This is a genomic window from Shewanella sp. ZOR0012, assembly GCF_000798835.1.
In the GTDB taxonomy this organism is placed as follows: Bacteria; Pseudomonadota; Gammaproteobacteria; order Enterobacterales; family Shewanellaceae; genus Shewanella; species Shewanella xiamenensis.
This window is the reverse complement of record NZ_JTLE01000094.1, coordinates 889,794-909,239: the sequence shown is the minus strand read 5'-3', so window position 1 is coordinate 909,239 and position 19,446 is coordinate 889,794. Positions and strand designations below refer to the sequence as shown.

Sequence of the window (19,446 nt, the reverse complement as noted above, 5' to 3'; positions counted from 1 at the left end):
GGGTAGGTATACAGGCAAAGCCTCAAATGATGATAACCACCTACTGAAGTAGGTGGTTTTGGGCTAAAAATAAAAAAGGAGACCCTAGGTCTCCTTTTGGTGAACGTTTGGACTCAATTAACGAGTTTGTAAAGCCGCAATACGCTTCTCTAGAGGTGGATGGCTCATCATTAACTCAGCCATTGAACGCTTGCCGTTAATACCAAAAGCAGACATTTGTGCTGGCATTGCTGAGCTTTCTGGGCCTTGGCGTAAACGCTCAAGTGCTGCAATCATCTTATGCTTGCCCGCTAAGCGAGCTGCACCTTCGTCGGCACGGTATTCACGAATACGTGAGAAGTAAGCCACGATAATTGATGCCAAAATACCAAACAACATATCAAGAACAAATACCACTGCCATATAAGCAAACATGCCCAAACCTTCGCCTTCTTCATCATTGCTCGAGACGAAGTTGTTGATAATGCCTGCAACAACACGCGCCGCGAAGATTACAAAGGTGTTCACCACGCCTTGGATTAAGGTCAAAGTGACCATATCGCCGTTAGCGACGTGGCTTACTTCGTGGGCAAGTACGCCTTCGACTTCGTCTTGACTCATGCCATACAACAGACCTGTACTCACGGCAACTAATGAGTTGTCCTTACTTGGGCCAGTTGCAAATGCATTCATCTCCGGCGATTGGTAAATTGCCACTTCTGGCATTTTAATCCCAGCTTGCTGGGCTTGGCGGGCAACCGTCTCCACTAACCAACGCTCAGTGCTATCACGTGGGGTGGTGATTACTTCACAACCCATGGTCTTTTTCGCCATCCATTTTGAAATCGCTAAGCTGATGAAGGCTCCGCCGAATCCAAAAATCGCAGCGAACACTAAGAGTCCACCCATAGTAGACGTATTCACGCCTAGAATAGACATTACAATTGAGGCTACTAGCAACACGGCTAGGTTAGTCGCAATCAATAAAAATATACGCTTCATATCAGCTCCTTTACGGCACAAAGGTGCCATTTATTTTGTTCAAAGACATAATATGTCCAATTAATCGAAATTCAAGGGGTAAAGGTAAGAGTTTTTCTAATCGCTAATTTTTCTCTCAATTTAGACACAGCCTTTCATGGCTCGTGAGTCTAGGGACAGTCTATTAAGCCAAACTTAAATCTAGGCGCTGTCAGTGTTACAGCCAAATTCATGTGTGTTTATCTATGTTTATCGTAATTAAACTTTGTTAACATGCCTGCACATTCTGAGATTTAAGGATAAAAAAATGACCGTTAATGCCCTACTGCTAAGCAGTTCACGTGTTGGTGACACGCCTTATCTTTCCCATGCGCTGCCTTTTATCAAACCACTCACCGCTCACGCACAAAAATGGATTTTTATTCCTTATGCAGGGGTAAGCATGAGCTACGATACCTACTTAGCCTCTGTAGTGACGGGACTCAGTGAGCTTAAACTCGATATTAGTGGTATTCATCAACACCCTGATCCGCGCCAAGCGATTAAAGATGCCGACGGTATTTTAATTGGTGGCGGCAACACTTTTCATCTTTTGCATGAGTTGTATAAGTACGATCTTGTGCAGCTTATTCGTAATGAAGTCCTTAGCGGTAAGCCTTACATTGGTTGGAGCGCAGGGTCAAATGTATCTGGATTAAGCATTCGTACAACTAACGATATGCCGATCATTGAACCGCCATCATTCGCGGCCCTAAACATAGTGCCTTTTCAGGTAAATCCACATTATTCAAACTACCGTGCACCAGGACATAACGGTGAAACTCGAGCTCAGCGATTACTCGAATTTACCCGTGTCGATCCGATCACGCCCGTCATTGGCATTGTTGAAGGCAGTGCGCTATGGCGACAGGGAGACACTTTATCACTGTTGGGTGATAACCCTGCCTATTTATTCTGTGGCGAACAGCAGGAGCTCCCTATTCCCGTAGGTAGCGATTTATCTCATTTGCTAAAATAAGATCTCGTTAGCGGCATTCATCGTGGTAAATAGGGTAACATTCACACTAAGCTAACCACTTAACATGCAAATGCCGCTCCTTTAAGAGTTGAACGCGACAAAAGACTAGACTGATTATTGACCTTGCGCGCTATCAATATCCTTTCATCATGCAAGGATCGGCATATCTCCCGCAGGAGAAAAAACTTGCACCACTTAAGTATCTGCACTAATTTCGTTGTCGAACACCTTGATAAACAAGATTAATTTTTGCATTTACCCCTAGCTACATTCTGAAACAAATTTTCTAAGTTATTTAAAATTAGGGAGTTATGACCAAGGCACAGGAGTATTTTTTTACCCTTGGTCCATCCAAGTGAGGAGTTTTCATTTTGCGACTGCATTCAACATTGAACCATTCAACCCCGATGAACGGTCATAAAAAGACCAAATTAACACTTTTTTTTGGGTCTATACTGGCCGGCATAATGAGCATCAGTAGTTTAGCCCCCGCCTATGCCGCCAATGCAAGCGATGATAAAAAAGCTAAGGCATTCTCCCATGACACCGTCGTTGAGTTAGCACAGCAACTGGCTCAAAAACCCTTCAAAGAAGCTAGAAAGGCTCCGAAGGAACTGATCGACTTAGATTACGCCACTTATGGCAAGATCAATTATCAAGAAAACGCTGCGATTTGGGGCGGAACACCCACTAAGTTTTCAGTGCAACTTTTTGCGCCCGGTTTTTTATACAAAAATTTGGTGGATATTGATGTCGTTGAAAATAGCCGAGCTTTTCCTATCGAGTTAACAGAATCTTCCTTTAGTGTGCCCAATGATACCATTGAGAAATTGCTCACGCAGGTAGGACAATATGCAGGCGTTCGACTTCATTACCCTATCAATGACGATGAAGTCAAAGACGAGTTCATTATGTTTCAAGGGGCAAGCTATTTTCGTGCATTATCCAAGGGCCAAACCTATGGATTATCAAACCGCGGGTTAGCCATTGATGTTGCCCAACCTAAAGGTGAAGAATATCCCTTATTTAAACGTTTTTGGATAGAGCGGCCCTCTAAATATCAAACCGCGATTGTGGTACACGCATTGCTAGATAGTCAGAGTGTTACAGGTGCCTATCGCTTTGGTATTTATCCCGGAGCACCGACACGTGTTGACGTCGATGTCACCCTCTTTCCGCGCCGAGATATCGCCCACGTTGGCCTAGCACCACTGACTTCCATGTTTCTTTATGGTGGTTTAGATACGCCTGACAAACCCGATTATCGTCCTGCTGTACATAACTCTGAAGGATTACAAATTGATCGAGGTAACGGTGAGCGTTTATGGCGACCACTCAATAATCCAAACAAACTGCAAATCAGTGCCTTTGGTGACGAAGATATTAAGGGTTTTGGCTTAATCCAACGCCATCGTAACTTCGACTACTATCAAGATCTTGGTGCGAACTACCAACAACGTCCTTCTGCATGGATTGAACCATTAAACGATTGGGGTAAAGGGCAATTAATACTGCTTGAAATTCCATCAAGCGCCGAAACCAATGATAATATCGTCGCCTATTGGGAACCTCAGGGGGGATTAAAGCAGGCTGAGCCCTATCGCTATTCCTACCGAATTACAGCGTCTAATGACAGCCCTAGTTTTACAAACAAAGCACGGGTAATTCGTAGCTCTAAGGGACAAAAACAGGCTAAAGGCAAAGAACTCCTTATCGACTACAGCAATATCAAACCACAAGATATTGAAAAAATTACAATTGATGCCAGTATCAGTAAGGGTAAAATCCTCTCATCTCGGATAGTAGCTCACCCTGAAATTAATGGTGCTCGGATCTTTATTACGTTTGAGCCTGAAAGTACCAATGTGGCAGAATTGCGCATTCAATTGCGTAAAGATGAAAAACCAGTCGCCGCTACTTGGTTATATCGCTGGAACAGTGATGATTGGCCCTAGGCCGATAAACTAAGACTTTTGCTTAACACCATAAAAATCGCCGGAAATCCGGCGTTTTTTATGGGTAAAATCAATATTTCCACACTCACATTAATAACCTTACAGTTAAGCAGTTTAATATTTCCGATGACTTACCACAGTATTTTTCGGAATAAGTAGGATTATTTTTCTCTAACAAAAATAGGGATTTTCAGTTCCAGTTTTTGAATCCTATTTAGCGTCTCATAACATTTACACCCCAATCCTACGGCGTTATATTAGCCTCTCAAAAAAGCTGAATATTCACACAAGCTACGTTTTTATAAGATATCTACCTGTTGTGCTCATCCTATTCAGTGTTTAGTTATTTTTCGCATCATCAATATGTTAGAGAAAAAATGAAGTTACCTACATTAAATGCTGCGTATTTTCGTAAGCCTACGACAATATTCTTAATTATAAGTACGTTACTTATCTTATATTATTTATTACCAATGATTGGACGTGCATTTTGGCTAGCCTTAGTGTTACTCAGCTATTTGCTGATTTAACTTGTAAACAAGATGCTAATATGGCGATAAAGGTTAACATTTATCTTAATGTTATCCATTAATCTCGCTTGATCATGCTAAGTTTCTTCAACCTATCAAATCTAGCTGACTCATCATCTAGACGGATATTTATGTTATGCCATTTTCACACTTGAAATCAGTTCTCACGCTTTCGTTACTGTTTCCCCCGAATGTCTTGGCAACTGCTGTCGATTTTAGTGACTATGGTCCTTTACGCAGCTATGCGCAATCACCGGCCCAAGCAGGCAGTTTAACACCGATGTTAAGATCAGGGTTTTCGTTACCTGAAGGTCAAAAAGAGCTGCACTTATCCGCAAGTGCAGCCAGTGTTTGGGCTGAAACCGATGACTATTTTGCCGATTACTATCACAACACCCTTGAAGGGGGACTGACTTGGCAAGTCAATGATAAATGGATGATAGATACCAGTTATCACTGGCGTTTTAGTGGCGATAATCACTTAGACTCAGTAACTATGTGGTTTCATGATGCATTTGGTTTTAGTCAAAATGGTCGTGAAGATGCCGCTAAACATCAAAATCAAATATTTTCTAAAGATGGCGTTAATCAGCAAGATATTTCAGGCGAAAACCTCAATAATGTCGTCATACTTTATGTTGGCTACCAATTGTTTGAAAACCAATATCAGGGCTTATCTTTAGGAGGCAGCCTATATTATAACTATGTCGACTCAGGCCCCTTTGAAGATGAAAGCTTTGAACAAGCGTTACAGCTTAATTACAGCTTTCGTTATGAAAAACATCATGTTCATTCTACCGCAGCTGTTAGTTTTAGGCAGGGTAATGAGGTTCTTTCGGGGATAAGCTACGATAATCATGCTTATTCCGTCAATCTCGGTTATGAATATTTAACGGGTCGCCATGGCTGGTTACTTGAATTACATCACTATCAGGGCTTACTCGAAACCGAAAATGATTTTTCAAAAGCCTCGAACGAAATATTACTCGGCTACCGTTACTATTTAGATACCAGTGCAATAGAATTCTCTATTGTTGAAAACTATTTCAATATGGATAACAGCACTGATATTGCCTTTAACATTGGCTATCGCGTTAAGTTATAATCACAATATTTTAAAACTATGCCAACAAAAACAGAGGCGACATAGCCTCTGTTTTTATATCAAACTTATTATTTGAATAAGCTTATTTCAGCAATAAGGATTGGATATCGATAAAGTTGGCGGCATGGTCCGCATCCGCCTGTTTAAGATGTGGAATACAGCCAAGGAAAGGCGCTGTCATCATCTCTTTGAGTGTGGCTAGGTTTTCATCAAACACACTCATATTCGGATCGATGCAATTAGCCACCCAACCAGCGACCGTTAAGCCATCGGCTAATATCGCTTCTTGAGTTAATAACGCATGATTTAGACAACCGAGCTTCATTCCCACCACAAGAATGACCGGTAAATTAAGCTGTTGTACCAACTCAGATAAGTAGCGCCCTTCCCCTAAGGGCAAACGCCAACCGCCCGCCCCTTCGATTAAACAAAAATCCGCCTGCGCAAACGCCGCGCGATCAATCTTGGCCAAAATAGCCTCAGGGGATAAATTAACGCCTAGTTGCTGCGCCGCAATATGCGGTGCAATCGCAGGTTCAAAACTTATCGGATTCACCTGCTCATAGCTCAGTTTAAGGGATGAGGCCGACATCAGTTTTAATGCATCACTGTTACGCAAGCCCTTTTCAGTGATTTCACAGCCTGAGGCAACAGGCTTCACCCCAAGACTTAAGCGCGAAGACCCTGCGCACAGAACGTCACGATTGAATGCGGTTAACAGTGCGGTCGATACTAAGGTTTTACCGCTATCGGTATCTGTACCTGTTACAAAAAACATGCGTTTTCCTTGTTAATCTATTGGCCAATCATGCGCCAAACCGTTGCTAGAGGCTTATACCGAGCCACCTTGGCGACGCACACGAAATTGGGCGATCTGATAGGTTAAAGGCAAGCCCTGTGCCTCACGAAATTGCTCTGCTCGTTGTTGTAAAGCCTGCCAATCGTGGCGGCCACGCAATTTACCAAAATGGGCATCGGATTCAGAAGAAGTTAGGCTCTGTACTGAGGATTGCACCGATGCGCCCACGCCTTTAATGGAATAGAGTAAGGCTTTAAGATCTTGAAAATAGACGGTCATTGGCATGAGCTTCACATCAAGAAATTGCCAATCTGTGTCGTCAAATGCCGCTTGTAAGCTTTCAAGAGATAAGAAACTGTTGACCCTCAAACCAAGATTAGATAACTGAGTCAGGCTACCTGCCGCCACGATACTCAAATGCGCTTCTCCACCCGATGTTAAGACTCTGGCCATTTCGCTGGTTGCAGCCGAAAAGTCATGACACCACTGCAGGGCCAAATTGGAGTAAATATTATCGATGCACGCATCGGCAAAGGGTAATTGCTCGGCATTACCGCACACGCATAGGTAGCTAGGGAAAGTCGCTTGAAGTTGTTGCAGCATGCCCAAAGCGATATCGAGTGCATAAACTCTAATATCTGTGCCTGTGGCATTATGATCAAAATTGGTTCCCAGCCCTGCGCCAATATCAAGAATTGCGCCCTTGGCAACAAATCCCTGCAACAAACTCGCACCGCTTAAACGCTGCAAACAGTTATGTTCTTGATAGCTCTTGGCTGCTGCTGAAAACCGCTCGGCAATATGCGAGAGCTGATCTGCGGGCTCATGGGGATTAAGGCTAACGCCAAGCGGCATGGACATCTTTGGTTATTCTCACTTTTAAATCAAACTCTGATCTTTCAACTCTAAAATTTAGCCATCGAATCGTCGGCCATAAGCAGTACCGGGAACATTAGCTTATCGCGCAGGACGCTCAGATACCCTAGGTAGCGCAACTTCGGCCAGCACTTGCGCAATGCCGTTAACGCAGCGGCGAATTGCCGCCTCGCTATGGGATGCACTTAAGGTAATACGTAATCTTGCTGAGCCTACGGGCACGGTTGGCGGACGAATTGCCCCAACCCAAATCCCCATGGCTTTTAGCTTTTGCGCAACCAATAAGGTTTGCTCGGCATCGCCAATGATCAAAGGTTGAATCGGGGTGTCACTACCAAGAAGTGGAATATCAGCATCTTGGCATAATTGTTTGAACAGCGAGATATTACGCTGCAACTTTTGCCTAAGTTCAGGATGAGCTTCACAGTGTTCAACTGCGGCCAAAGCTAGCGCAGCATTGGCCGGTGACAGTGCAGTGGAATAAATATATTCCCGCGCATTACTCACTAAAAACGCAATCAACTCTCGACTACCCAGAATTGCTGCGCCTTGACAGCCTAATGCCTTGCCAAAAGTCACTATCTGGATATCGATAAGGTTGGCTGCTGGCTGATTAAAAATATCATACACGCCAAAGCCATGGGCATCATCGACAATCAACCACACATTATGCGCGCGGCAAAGGCTCGATAAGGCCTTTATCGGCGCAATATCGCCATCCATGCTAAACACACTTTCAGTGATCAGCGCTGAAACCGTGTTTTTGGCTAACAGCCGCTCCGCACTCTCAGTTGAGTTGTGCAAAAAGCGTTTAAAATCGGCGCCACTATCGCGTAAACCATCGATAATAGACGCGTGAACCAGCTTATCCGCCAGCACAACATCTTGCTTATCGAACAGGGTTTTACAGAGCGTGGTATTGGCGCTAAACCCTGAGCTAAACAGTAGCGCTGCCTCAAATCCGGTTATCTGGCACAGCTTGGTTTCCAGCGCTAAATGCGCCTCATTGTAGCCCGTCACCAGTGGCGATGCCCCGCTGCCGACACCATATTGCTGTGCACCGCGGTGTAGCGCCGCAAATAATTCGGGCGCACGGCAAAGCCCTAAGTAGTCGTTACTGCTGAAATTAAGATAAGTTTGCCCCTCAAAGCAAAACTGCGGCTCAGCGTCACTTAGCACGGCATCGGTTGATAATACTTGACGCTGCCTTAGCAAACCTTGCCCTGCTAAGGCTTGCTGACGGGCGCGGATTTTTGAAGCCAGTTTTGACGCGAGTGGTGAACTCATTTTTTCTTACTCAACTTGTCTTGCTCTGCATTTTACTTTGCTGACTTACTCGGCATCTTGACTCATTTTCGCTCAGTCTTTGGCATCACGATGGCTCAAATTCTCGCGCTGTCTCACTACCCGCATTATTCTTTGGGACCTGTGCTTCACAGCTTAACGAAGCACAAGTCCAAAGACGCGAGTTTAACTGTGGCAATAAGTTTTGGTTATAGCGCAGCTGCATCATAAAACTGAGACGCGGCTTTATCTTGGTGAGCCGCAGCTTTAGCTAATACCGCTTGCTCATCATCGATAGTCGCGGCTGCGCCCTGCTCAGGGCGTAAACCCAGACGACGGAACAACCCCATATCGTCACTTTCTTCAGGGTTTGGCGTGGTCAGCAACTTACAGCCGTAAAAAATGGAGTTAGCACCCGCAAAGAAACACATGGCCTGCAATTCGTCAGTCATGTTTTCACGGCCCGCCGATAAACGCACCCGCGACAGTGGCATTAAAATACGCGCCACGGCGATGGTACGGACAAACTCCAGCGGATCTAAATCATCGAGTTTTTCGAAGGGGGTACCGGCCACTTTGACTAGCATATTGATCGGCACAGAATCCGGATGCTGGGGTAAATTCGCCAGTTGTTGCAATAAACCCGCCCGGTCTGTGGCCTTTTCGCCCATGCCAACAATACCGCCAGAGCAGACTTTCATGCCCGATGCGCGCACATGGCTTAAGGTATCTAAGCGGTTTTGATAGGTACGGGTGGTGATCACATCGCCGTAGTATTCAGGCGAGGTATCTAAATTGTGGTTGTAATAATCAAGGCCTGCATCGGCCAACTCGTTGGCTTGCTCGGCGCTTAACATCCCTAAGGTCATGCAGGTTTCCATGCCGAGGGCTTTCACCTCTTGTACCATTTGTTTGAGGTATGGCATGTCTTTATCTTTCGGGTTACGCCAGGCGGCGCCCATACAGAAACGCGAAGCACCCGCGGCTTTGGCACTGCGCGCTTCGGTGAGCACGGTTTCCATAGCTAAGAGACGCTCTTTTTCAAGGCCAGTGTCGTAACGCGCACTCTGCGGACAATATTTACAATCCTCAGGACAAGCACCAGTTTTGATCGACAGTAATCGGCTGATCTGCACTTCGTTAGGATCGTACACTTCACGGTGGATACTGTGGGCTTTAAATAATAAGTCATTCATCGGCAGCGCAAATAAGGCTTCGATTTCTTCCCGCTTCCAATCATGACGAACTTGCAACTGCGACATTGAACACCCTTTTATTTTTGTATTTTACCTTGGCTAGGATAACCTCAGCCCTTAAACTGTCAACGCCAACCAGTGATACAGGTTTACCACTGATTAATTTTCAATCAACGCTGTGAGCTTTTATGCGCAATTTACTCGATTTTGACTTTGATAGCGCCCATATTTGGCACCCTTATACCTCTATGACTCGCGCACTTCCTGTTTTTGGGGTACACAGTGCCCAAGGCTGCGAGCTGGAATTGGTCGATGGCCGTAAACTGATTGATGGCACCAGTTCTTGGTGGGCCTGCGTGCATGGCTATGGTCATCCGGCGATATTAACGGCGATGGAGCAGCAATTGCACCAACTCAGCCATGTCATGTTTGGTGGCATTACCCATGAACCCGCAATTGAACTTTGCAAAAAACTACTGGCGATGACCTGCGAGCCATTAACGAAAGTCTTCCTTTGCGACTCGGGCTCGATTGCCGTTGAGGTTGCCATCAAAATGGCGCTGCAATATTGGCAAGGGCAAGATTTGCCCTTAACACAAAAGGCCCAAAAACAGCGCATTCTCACGGTAAAGAAGGGCTACCATGGCGATACTTTTGCCGCCATGAGTGTCTGCGATCCCGAAGGTGGCATGCATACCATGTTTGGTGAAGCAGTCACTAAACAGTGTTTTGTTGACGCGCCGCAAACGCCCTTTGGTGAATCGTTACACCAAGACGATTTAGCACCCATGCAGCGCATTTTACGCGAACAACATCAAGACATTGCCGCCGTGATTATCGAACCTATTATGCAGGGTGCTGGGGGCATGCGCTTCTACAGTAGCGAATATTTACGTGGCCTGCGTGCCCTGTGTGATGAATATAATGTGCTGCTTATCCTCGATGAAATCGCCACGGGTTTTGGCCGAACCGGTAAATTATTTGCCTATGAACATGCCGACATCACGCCCGACATTCTCTGCCTAGGCAAAGCCTTAACGGGTGGTTATATTAGCCTTGCCGCCACCTTGTGCACGGATAACGTCGCCCAAGGCATTAGCCAATCGCCCGCAGGCGTCTTTATGCATGGCCCGACATTTATGGGTAATCCCCTCGCCTGCGCCGCCGCCTGCGCCAGCTTAGATTTGATCAATCAGCAGGAGTGGCCAGCACAGGTTGCTGCCATCGAGCAGCAAATGCAGCGCGAGCTTGCCGATGCCATCGATATTCCCAGCGTAAAAGCAGTGCGCGTGCTTGGCGCGGTGGGTGTGTTAGAAATGCACCAAGCGGTGAATACCGCGGCGCTGCAGCAGCAATTTGTCGACCTAGGCGTATGGGTTAGACCCTTTGCCAACCTAATTTATATTATGCCGCCCTATGTGATAAGTTCGGCGCAGCTCACCCAACTCACCCAAGCGATGAAGCAAGTCGCGGCCACAATTACACCATCGAAAACCACTTCGGATGACGCAAGTCGAGGCCAAAACATCTGCATCAGCCATGGCTAATCGCCATGGCTGCAAGTTATTAAGCCTTCTTGACCAGGCTTGATATCAATGCCCGCAGCGCCGCCGGTTTAATCATTTTGGCCATATAGTGATAACCGCGGCGCTGCACATCTTCCACCAGCTCTTTGCGAGTGTTTGCTGTGATTAAAATGCCCGGTAACTCTTTGCCATAAAGTGCGCGGATCCCATCCATCGCATCAACACCGTTTTGACCATCATCCAAGTGAAAATCGGCTAACACGATATCGGGCGCCACGCCTTTAAGGCCTAACTTAATCCTCGCGTCGGCTAAATCCTTGGCACAAATCACCTCACACTGCCAACGACTGAGTAAGCTCTCAAGCCCCGCAAGAATCGCCTCCTCATTGTCGATACACAATACTTTAATCCCTGATAACGGTTGTAATAACGATGGCAATGCCTTCACCTGCGGCTGACGCACGGTTTCCCCTAAGGGAACCGTAATGGAAAACACCGAGCCACGCCCCAATTGTGAAGACACCTGAATACTGTGGTTAAGTACCCGGCTTATCCTATCGGCAATTGCCAACCCTAAGCCTAAACCGCTGACACTTTTACTACGTGGATTATTTAACCGTTTAAATTCTTTAAATATTTCATGAGTTTCATGCTCATCAATACCACAGCCCGTATCGAGCACTTGGATCTCCAATTCGCTGCCGCGATGACGGCATCCAAACAGCACTCGCCCTCCGCGGGCATAACGGTAAGCATTGGTTAAAAAGTTTTGCAGCACACGCCTGAGCAAAGAAGGATCAGAATTCACCGTCGCGCTGCAGGGGATCATCTTAAAGCGAATTTGATTGTCCGCCGCCATCGCCTCAAATTCGACCGACAGACCATTGAGTAGCTCAGATATAGCAAAGTCGCGGCGGTTCACTTCGACCATGCCAGAATCCAACTTCGAAATATCCAATAAGTCGGTGAGCAACTCGCCGGCGGTTTTAAGCGAGCTATTCACATGGGATAAGGTGGTGCGTGCCTCGCGATCCAAATTAGGGTATTGGGATAACGACGCAGTAAACAATCTTGCCGCATTCAGTGGCTGCATTAAATCGTGCCCCACCGCCGCTAAAAAGCGACTCTTAGAGGCGTTAGCCATTTCTTCCTGTGCTTTGGCCTCAAGTAACTCACTATTTAGCAGAGCTAATTCGTAGGTACGTTCTTTAACACGCGACTCGAGCGTTTCATTGGCTTCGAGCAACGCCCGTTCTTGCTCACGATATTGGGTAATGTCGGTAAAGGTCATCACAAAACCACCATCGGGCATGGGATTACCTTGAATTTTAATCACTTTACCGTCTTTACGTTGCCGCTCTGAAGTATGCGGCGTGCCATTACGCATATGCTGCACACGTTTTTCAACCTGTTGCTCTATATCGCCATCACCACAATAACCTCTGGCGGCATTAAAGCGGATCACTTCACTGATAGGCATACCCTGCTGTAAAAAGCCTTCAGGATATTGATATAACTCGACATATTTGTAGTTCCATGCAACCAAGTTAAGGTCGCTGTCGATCACGCTCATCCCTTCGTAGGCATGCTCGATAGCGCCGCGCAGCATATCTTGACTGAGCATAATTTTGGATGAGGCTTCATCCACAAGGCTAAAGACTTCATCTAAGGCCAAGTCACGACCTTGTAAAACCGAATCCATAACTAAAGAAGCACTTGAAGCGCCGAGCACGCCAGCGAGTAAACGCTCGGTATGAGCAATCAGTTCTGGAGTCGCGGCCTTATGCCAACTGTCACTTTTAACCGCTTCGGTAGAGAATCGACTAAAACTTTCATAGGCGCGGGTTGGACTCACAAAGCGGCTGGCTAAGATCAATAAATCCTGCTGCGAGATAGGGCCGCTTTTCTTATTGGCATTATTTTTAAGCTTACCAGGGCTGACAAAAGCACTGGCCTGAATACGCTCGGCCACCCCGGCCCTGAACCAAATCGAGCCCAACACATAACAGGCAATATTGGCAAATAACGCCGTAAGCGCATCACGCACATTCGGTGTAATAGCATCTAATAGGTCGAAATTACTAGACATTAATGTCGCTGGGCTTTGGTTACCCGTCATGCCACTGAGCATGATGTAAAACCACAAGCTAAAACCCACACTGAGTCCTAAAAACACCCCTGCACGATTACCGTGTTTCCAGTAGAGTCCACCCACTAACGCGGGTGCAAGTTGGGCAAAAGCACCAAAGGACAGCATCCCCAGATGCGATAGCGAGTCGCTATCAGCCAGCGCCAGATAACTGCCGTAACCCAACCCAAGGATGATGATAATCGCTAGGCGGCGGGCATTTAGTAGCATCTGCGAAAACTGGCTGAAGTTTTTCTCGCGGATATTGCCAGTACGTAACATCACAGGGACGAGCCATTCGTTACTCACCATAACACTGATTGTCACCACGGCCACAATCACCATCCCCGTCGCCGCAGATAAGGTGCCTAACAGCGCAATCACCGCCAGCAGTGGATGATCTAACGCAAGCGGTAAATTAATCACATAGGTATCAGCGGCAACGCTATCGCCCAAGATCAATTTACCCGCTAATGCCAGTGGCCCGACAAATAGACCAAATAAGGCCAAATACAGCGGAAACAACCAACGCCCCTTAGAAAGAACCGACTCATCGGCACATTCCACCACCATCACATGGAATTGGCGCGGCATACACAAAAATGCCGCCATGCCGACAAGCAGTTCAGGCATCAAAGTTTCAATACGGGGGTTTGGGTGATGAATTAACGCTTTATCACTCGCCTGCTGCCAAATATCGCCAAACCCGTCAAATACGCCAAAGCTAATCACCATCCCCACCAGCAAAAATGCTGCCAGTTTCACTAAGGATTCGAATGCGATAGCCAGCATCATCCCGGGATTATGCTCGGTAGCATCGAGCTTACGAGTGCCAAAAAGAATGGCAAAAATGGCTAACAGCGCGGTGATCAGTAGCGCAATCATAATGCCATTTAAGGGGTCATCCGCGGGTTGAAATAGATTTAGGCTGAACACCATCGCCTTAAGTTGCAGCGCAATATAAGGCATGATGCCAAACAACGCTATCAGGGTAACAATGGCCGCCAAGGTTTGCGATTTACCGTAACGGGCGGCGATAAAGTCGGCGACCGAGGTAATATTTTGCGCCTTGGACACGAGGACCATCTTGCGCAACATGCCAAACCCTAAGGTGAAGATAAGAATTGGGCCGATAAAAATCGGAATGAACGACCAAAAATCCTTAGCCGACTGTCCAACCGTGCCTAAAAAACTCCAAGAAGAACAATAAACCGCCAAGCTTAAGCCATAAATGACCACTTGCAGCTTCTTGGTCACGCCGCTAAACCAGCGCTCCGCCCCCCAGGCTAAAAGGAATAAAAGTGATACATAACAAATAGCAATAACGGCGACGACTAAGGTGAGATTCATATTTTTGCTCTTTTTTCCATTATTGTGCGATAAATAATGGCTGAAATCTAGCCAGATTTTCGAGTGCAACAGCCTAAATATAAAGGAAATTTTAAAACTAGACCAAGGTCTAATGGAGTTGACTCCCTCTTGCATACCATACTCAGACCACGCAATTTTTCGAAAGGGAAGCCCTATGAGCTCGCAGTCTCTCTACAAAGTCTCCGGCAATATCGCTGCCAATGCACTTGTAAATAACGATCAATATAAAACAATGTACCAAGAGTCGATTGTCAATCCAGAGGGTTTCTGGAGAGAGCACGGCAAACGCATCGATTGGATAAAGCCATACACTAAAATCAAAAAAACCACTTTTGACGATCATAATTTATCGATTAACTGGTTCTATGACGGCACCCTAAACGCATCGGCAAACTGTCTAGATCGCCATTTGGCGGAGCACAGCGACCGCGTCGCCATTATTTGGGAAGGCGATAACGCCAACGAACAACGCAAAATCACCTACGGTGAACTGCACACTCAAGTATGTAAATTTGCCAACGCGCTACGCAGCCAAGGCGTACGCCGTGGCGATATCGTCACGATCTATATGCCAATGGTGCCAGAAGCCGCCGTCGCGATGCTGGCCTGTGCTCGCATTGGTGCTGTGCATTCCGTTGTTTTTGGTGGTTTCTCACCCGATTCTATCGCCTCTCGGGTTATCGATGGTAAATCCAAAATCGTCATCACCTCCGATGAAGGTATGCGTGGTGGCCGCGCCATTCCGCTCAAACGCAACATCGACGATGCGTTAAAACATCCCGATGTGACCAGTGTTGAGAAAGTCATTGTGCTTCAACGCACTGGCGGCAAGATTGACTGGGTAGAAGGTCGCGATGTGTGGTGGCATTCACTGGTTGAAACCGCATCCGAACATTGCGCTGTCGAAGAAATGGGCGCAGAAGATCCGCTGTTCTTACTCTATACCTCAGGTTCAACGGGTAATCCAAAGGGCGTATTGCACACTACTGGTGGTTATATGGTGTATGCCTCCATGACCCACGAGTATGTGTTCGATTACAAACCCGGTGAGATTTACTGGTGTACTGCTGATGTGGGTTGGATTACTGGTCACTCCTATATGGTATATGGCCCGCTTGCCAACGGCGCAACGGTGCTCATCCACGAAGGTGTTCCTAACCACCCAAGCCCTGCGCGTTTAGGCGAGATGATTGACCGCCATAAAGTCAATATTCTCTATACTGCACCAACGCTTATTCGTGCACTAATGGCCGAAGGGAAACAACATTTTGATAAGTACGATGGCAGCTCACTGCGCATCATGGGCTCTGTAGGCGAACCCATCAACCCAGAAGCTTGGCGTTGGTACCACGAGGTCATCGGCCACGAGCATTGCCCGATTGTCGATACTTGGTGGCAAACTGAAACAGGCGGTATTTTGATCACCCCACTGCCAGGCGCAACTGATACTAAGCCCGGCTCGGCGACTCGTCCTTTCTTTGGGGTACAACCGGCGCTCGTGGACAACATGGGTAACATTTTAGAAGGCGCAACCGAAGGAAACTTAGTGCTGCTCGACTCATGGCCAGGCCAAATGCGTACCGTATATGGTGACCATGAACGCTTCGTACTGACCTATTTTAAAACCTTCCGTGGCATGTACTTTACTGGTGACGGCGCTCGCCGCGATGAAGACGGTTATTACTGGATCACTGGCCGTGTGGACGACGTGATTAACGTCTCAGGTCACAGATTAGGTACCGCCGAAGTGGAAAGTGCACTGGTGTCACACGAACTGGTCGCTGAAGCTGCTGTTGTGGGCTATCCCCATGATATTAAAGGCCAAGGTATTTACGCTTATGTGACCTTAACCCGCGGCACAGAAGAAAGCGAAGAACTTCGCCAAGAGCTGCGCCAATGGGTTCGCAAAGAAATTGGCGCCTTAGCCACACCGGATCTGATCCAGTGGGCAACAGGCTTACCTAAGACCCGTTCTGGCAAAATCATGCGCCGCTTCCTGCGTAAGATTGCCGCAAACGAAGTAACCAATTTAGGGGATGCATCAACACTGGCCGACCCAGCCGTGATTGAGACCTTGATTGAAACTCGCTTGAATCGCAACGAGTAATCGTTGTCCCACACTTAATCGTGATTTATCACGATTAAGTGTTGCTTTAGCTCCTGTTCATTTGAACACCTGTCCGTTTTAGCAAGTGTTCCTTTTAATCAAGTAAACCCTGTTGAGAAAGTGCCTGATTGCCCCTTTCTCTTAGTTGCCCCTCCAACCAAGGGGCATTTTTTTGGTTCTGTGTTAAGCTTGACGCCAAACTCAGTCGACCAAGAATAGCTAACAGCGTGTCAGTTAATTCCAGCCCAAGCGTTACCCTCAGGGATTATCAGCAACAAGCCGTCGATGCCGCCATCGCGCATTTTAAAAAAAGCACCGATTCCGCCGTGTTAGTCCTACCAACGGGTGCCGGGAAAAGTATCGTTATTGCAGAGCTGGCCCGCATCGCCAGAGGACGAGTGCTGGTTTTAACCCATGTGAAGGAACTGGTTGCCCAAAACGCGCAAAAGGTGGGATTACTGACGACTGAGGCCAGCATTTACTCCGCTGGGTTAAATCAAAAATCGATTGACGGCAAAACCGTCGTGGCCAGTATCCAATCCGCCGCGCGCGCCTTAACTCAATTCGATGAGCCCTACTCGCTGGTGATTATCGATGAGTGCCACAGAGTTAGCCTCGAAAAAACCAGCCAATATCAGCAACTCTTAAGTCATTTACAGCAGCGTAATCCCAAGCTCAAATTATTAGGCCTCACAGCCACTCCTTATCGGCTCGGGACAGGTTGGATTTACAAACACCACTACCACGGCAAAGTCGGCTCGCCTGAACTTGGGATCTTCGAGCAGTGTATTTTCGAGCTCCCCATCCGTCCGCTGATTAAACAAGGCTATTTAACTTCACCAACCTTATTTGATGGTTTAAGTGCCCAATATGACTTTAGCCGAATCAAACCCAATGACAATGGTGAATATCCCGAGGCCCAAGTTAATGCGCTGCTGAACCACGCCGGACGCGCGACAACGGCGATTGTGAAGCAACTGATTGAACTGAGTCATCATCGCCAAGGGATCATTATTTTTGCCGCGACCGTGCGCCATGCAGAAGAAATTGTCAGCCAGCTTAACAAGGAACACTGCGAACAAACGGCAATCATCACGGCGCAAACGCCAGATAATGAACGTGATGAGCTTATCGAGCGCTTTAAAGCGAGGGAGCTTAAGTTCCTCGTCAACGTGGCGGTATTAACCACTGGCTTCGATGCGCCCCATGTGGATTTGATTGCGATTTTACGCCCCACCGCATCGGTGAGTTTGTTTCAGCAAATGATTGGCCGAGGCCTTAGGATCTGTGAAGGTAAAAAAGATTGTTTAGTGATTGATTACGCGGCCAATGGTTATGATTTGTATTTTCCAGAAGTCGGCCAAGCTAAGCCCAATAGCAAGTCGGTTCCGGTACAAGTGCATTGCCCTGTCTGCCAGTTTGCCAATATCTTTTGGGGATTAACCGACAAGGATGGCGATATTATCGAGCACTTTGGCCGTCGCTGTCAGGGCATTGTCGAGCATCATGGGCAAAAGCAGCAATGTGACTTTCGATTTAGGTCTAAATCCTGTCCCGATTGCGGACAAGAGAACGACATTGCAGCGCGTATTTGCCAGCATTGCCAGTCGACCTTAATCGACCCCGATAAACGCCTTAAGCAAGTATTGAATAAGCAACACCATCATCTGTTCCGCTGCCAGCATATGACGTTAATGGATGATGCAGGCGATCTTAAGGTGCAATATCTAGACATTGACGGAAATGAGTTTAATCGGCACTTTAAGCTGCAAACACCCGCCCAATGGCGTGCCTTGTATGCGCTGTTTATTTTCCCCCATAGTCGCACGCCAGGCATTAAACCTAAGCAATACAAAAAAGTGTCTGAGCTGATTGCCGATAGTGCCGCCTTTCGGATGCCAGATCTGTTACTGCTGAAAAAGCACAAAAAAGGCTGGGATCTGCTCGAAAGCTATTTCGATTACCAAGGGCGCTATCAAACTGAAAATAAACACATCTGACATTATCAATTCGGTTAGCGCTATGGTATAAAACGCTTAAAGTAATCCTAAGGAGCTATTATGTACGTTGTTATTTTTGGCCGTCCTGGCTGTCCTTATTGCGTGCGAGCAGTACAACTGTCAGAGCAACTCGTTGAAAAACGTGATGACTTTAAATTTAGATATGTAGATATCCACGCCGAAGGGATTTCTAAAGCGGATCTCGAGAAGACTGTCGGCAAGCCAGTCGAAACGGTGCCCCAGATATTCGTTGATGAAAAACACGTAGGTGGTTGCACCGATTTCGAACAATATGTTCGTGATAACAATCTATTAGGTTAACCCTAATACGAGATAACAAGGAGACCTGTGGTCTCCTTTTTTACTTTTGCATCAGTTGTTACATCAATAATGTTGCAGAGTAAAGCAACCCCAATTTTGCTTGTTTCATTTTGTGTTTCCCCAGTTGTTATTATTTATCCGCAGCCAATATGGACCAATTAACACCCGAGCAAAACTGACAATAAGTCTATGAGCAAAGTAGAAAATGCAGTGAAATTAAGATTTTTAGTGATGAGTAGCGAAGGAAGATTTTTACTAGGAGAGATAAAG

The 19,446-nt window shown here is 46.6% G+C and carries 13 protein-coding genes; 7 read left to right on the top strand and 6 right to left on the bottom strand.

The genetic code is table 11. The features are described 5' to 3' along the window. Nucleotides 1–117: 117 nt before the first annotated feature. A complete protein-coding gene (gene htpX / locus L976_RS05790; RefSeq protein ID WP_037419467.1) occupies nucleotides 118–981 on the bottom strand; it encodes a protease HtpX in 864 nt (287 codons plus the stop codon). Between the two features lie 286 nt (nucleotides 982–1,267). Here htpX and pepE point away from each other — a divergent pair, with 286 nt between their 5' ends. From pepE to L976_RS05775, 3 genes are all read left to right on the top strand, one after another. Further along, on the top strand, nucleotides 1,268–1,978 hold the full coding sequence (gene pepE, locus L976_RS05785) for a dipeptidase PepE (RefSeq protein ID WP_037419465.1): 711 nt from the start codon (nucleotides 1,268–1,270) through the stop codon (nucleotides 1,976–1,978). A gap of 371 nt (nucleotides 1,979–2,349) precedes the next feature. Further along, entirely contained in the window at nucleotides 2,350–3,933 is a 1,584-nt protein-coding gene (locus tag L976_RS05780) for a glucan biosynthesis protein G (RefSeq protein WP_047535085.1), read from the top strand. A gap of 666 nt (nucleotides 3,934–4,599) precedes the next feature. After that, nucleotides 4,600–5,568, top strand: coding sequence for a DUF3187 family protein (locus tag L976_RS05775; RefSeq protein WP_047535083.1), 969 nt, complete (start codon nucleotides 4,600–4,602; stop codon nucleotides 5,566–5,568). A gap of 82 nt (nucleotides 5,569–5,650) precedes the next feature. Here L976_RS05775 and bioD read toward each other — a convergent pair whose 3' ends face one another. The 4 genes from bioD to bioB form a co-directional block, all read right to left on the bottom strand. Continuing rightward, a complete protein-coding gene (gene bioD / locus L976_RS05770) occupies nucleotides 5,651–6,346 on the bottom strand; it encodes a dethiobiotin synthase (RefSeq protein WP_047535080.1) in 696 nt (231 codons plus the stop codon). Between the two features lie 54 nt (nucleotides 6,347–6,400). Further along, entirely contained in the window at nucleotides 6,401–7,228 is an 828-nt protein-coding gene (gene bioC / locus L976_RS05765) for a malonyl-ACP O-methyltransferase BioC (protein WP_047535078.1), read from the bottom strand. Between the two features lie 96 nt (nucleotides 7,229–7,324). Further along, nucleotides 7,325–8,530, bottom strand: a complete 1,206-nt coding sequence (locus L976_RS05760; protein ID WP_047535075.1) for an aminotransferase class I/II-fold pyridoxal phosphate-dependent enzyme — start codon at nucleotides 8,528–8,530, stop codon at nucleotides 7,325–7,327. 206 nt (nucleotides 8,531–8,736) lie between these two features. After that, nucleotides 8,737–9,789, bottom strand: a complete 1,053-nt coding sequence (bioB, locus tag L976_RS05755; RefSeq protein WP_047535072.1) for a biotin synthase BioB — start codon at nucleotides 9,787–9,789, stop codon at nucleotides 8,737–8,739. 122 nt (nucleotides 9,790–9,911) lie between these two features. Here bioB and bioA point away from each other — a divergent pair, with 122 nt between their 5' ends. After that, entirely contained in the window at nucleotides 9,912–11,270 is a 1,359-nt protein-coding gene (gene bioA / locus L976_RS05750) for an adenosylmethionine--8-amino-7-oxononanoate transaminase (RefSeq protein WP_047535069.1), read from the top strand. A 19-nt stretch (nucleotides 11,271–11,289) separates the two neighbouring features. On the opposite strand, the gene L976_RS05745 is transcribed toward bioA, so the two are convergent. Next, nucleotides 11,290–14,727: a hybrid sensor histidine kinase/response regulator gene (locus tag L976_RS05745; RefSeq protein WP_037427492.1), complete on the bottom strand. Its 3,438-nt coding sequence runs from the start codon at nucleotides 14,725–14,727 to the stop codon at nucleotides 11,290–11,292. A gap of 175 nt (nucleotides 14,728–14,902) precedes the next feature. Between L976_RS05745 and acs the strand changes: the two genes are divergently transcribed. From acs to L976_RS05730, 3 genes are all read left to right on the top strand, one after another. After that, nucleotides 14,903–16,855 (top strand): acetate--CoA ligase, encoded by a 1,953-nt coding sequence (gene acs / locus L976_RS05740; protein WP_047535065.1) that lies wholly within the window; start codon nucleotides 14,903–14,905, stop codon nucleotides 16,853–16,855. Between the two features lie 227 nt (nucleotides 16,856–17,082). Further along, nucleotides 17,083–18,855 (top strand): DEAD/DEAH box helicase, encoded by a 1,773-nt coding sequence (locus L976_RS05735; RefSeq protein ID WP_047535062.1) that lies wholly within the window; start codon nucleotides 17,083–17,085, stop codon nucleotides 18,853–18,855. A 60-nt stretch (nucleotides 18,856–18,915) separates the two neighbouring features. Further along, nucleotides 18,916–19,176 (top strand): GrxA family glutaredoxin, encoded by a 261-nt coding sequence (locus L976_RS05730; RefSeq protein ID WP_011072684.1) that lies wholly within the window; start codon nucleotides 18,916–18,918, stop codon nucleotides 19,174–19,176. Nucleotides 19,177–19,446: the final 270 nt, after the last annotated feature.

What these genes read in the sequence shown, in the direction of transcription:
- htpX (WP_037419467.1), bottom strand. Translation starts at nt 981, where the DNA reads ATGAAGCGTATATTTTTATTGATTGCGACTAACCTAGCCGTGTTGCTA.
- pepE (WP_037419465.1), top strand. Translation starts at nt 1,268, where the DNA reads ATGACCGTTAATGCCCTACTGCTAAGCAGTTCACGTGTTGGTGACACG.
- L976_RS05775 (WP_047535083.1), top strand. Translation starts at nt 4,600, where the DNA reads ATGCCATTTTCACACTTGAAATCAGTTCTCACGCTTTCGTTACTGTTT.
- bioD (WP_047535080.1), bottom strand. Translation starts at nt 6,346, where the DNA reads ATGTTTTTTGTAACAGGTACAGATACCGATAGCGGTAAAACCTTAGTA.
- bioC (WP_047535078.1), bottom strand. Translation starts at nt 7,228, where the DNA reads ATGTCCATGCCGCTTGGCGTTAGCCTTAATCCCCATGAGCCCGCAGAT.
- L976_RS05760 (WP_047535075.1), bottom strand. Translation starts at nt 8,530, where the DNA reads ATGAGTTCACCACTCGCGTCAAAACTGGCTTCAAAAATCCGCGCCCGT.
- bioB (WP_047535072.1), bottom strand. Translation starts at nt 9,789, where the DNA reads ATGTCGCAGTTGCAAGTTCGTCATGATTGGAAGCGGGAAGAAATCGAA.
- bioA (WP_047535069.1), top strand. Translation starts at nt 9,912, where the DNA reads ATGCGCAATTTACTCGATTTTGACTTTGATAGCGCCCATATTTGGCAC.
- L976_RS05745 (WP_037427492.1), bottom strand. Translation starts at nt 14,727, where the DNA reads ATGAATCTCACCTTAGTCGTCGCCGTTATTGCTATTTGTTATGTATCA.
- acs (WP_047535065.1), top strand. Translation starts at nt 14,903, where the DNA reads ATGAGCTCGCAGTCTCTCTACAAAGTCTCCGGCAATATCGCTGCCAAT.
- L976_RS05730 (WP_011072684.1), top strand. Translation starts at nt 18,916, where the DNA reads ATGTACGTTGTTATTTTTGGCCGTCCTGGCTGTCCTTATTGCGTGCGA.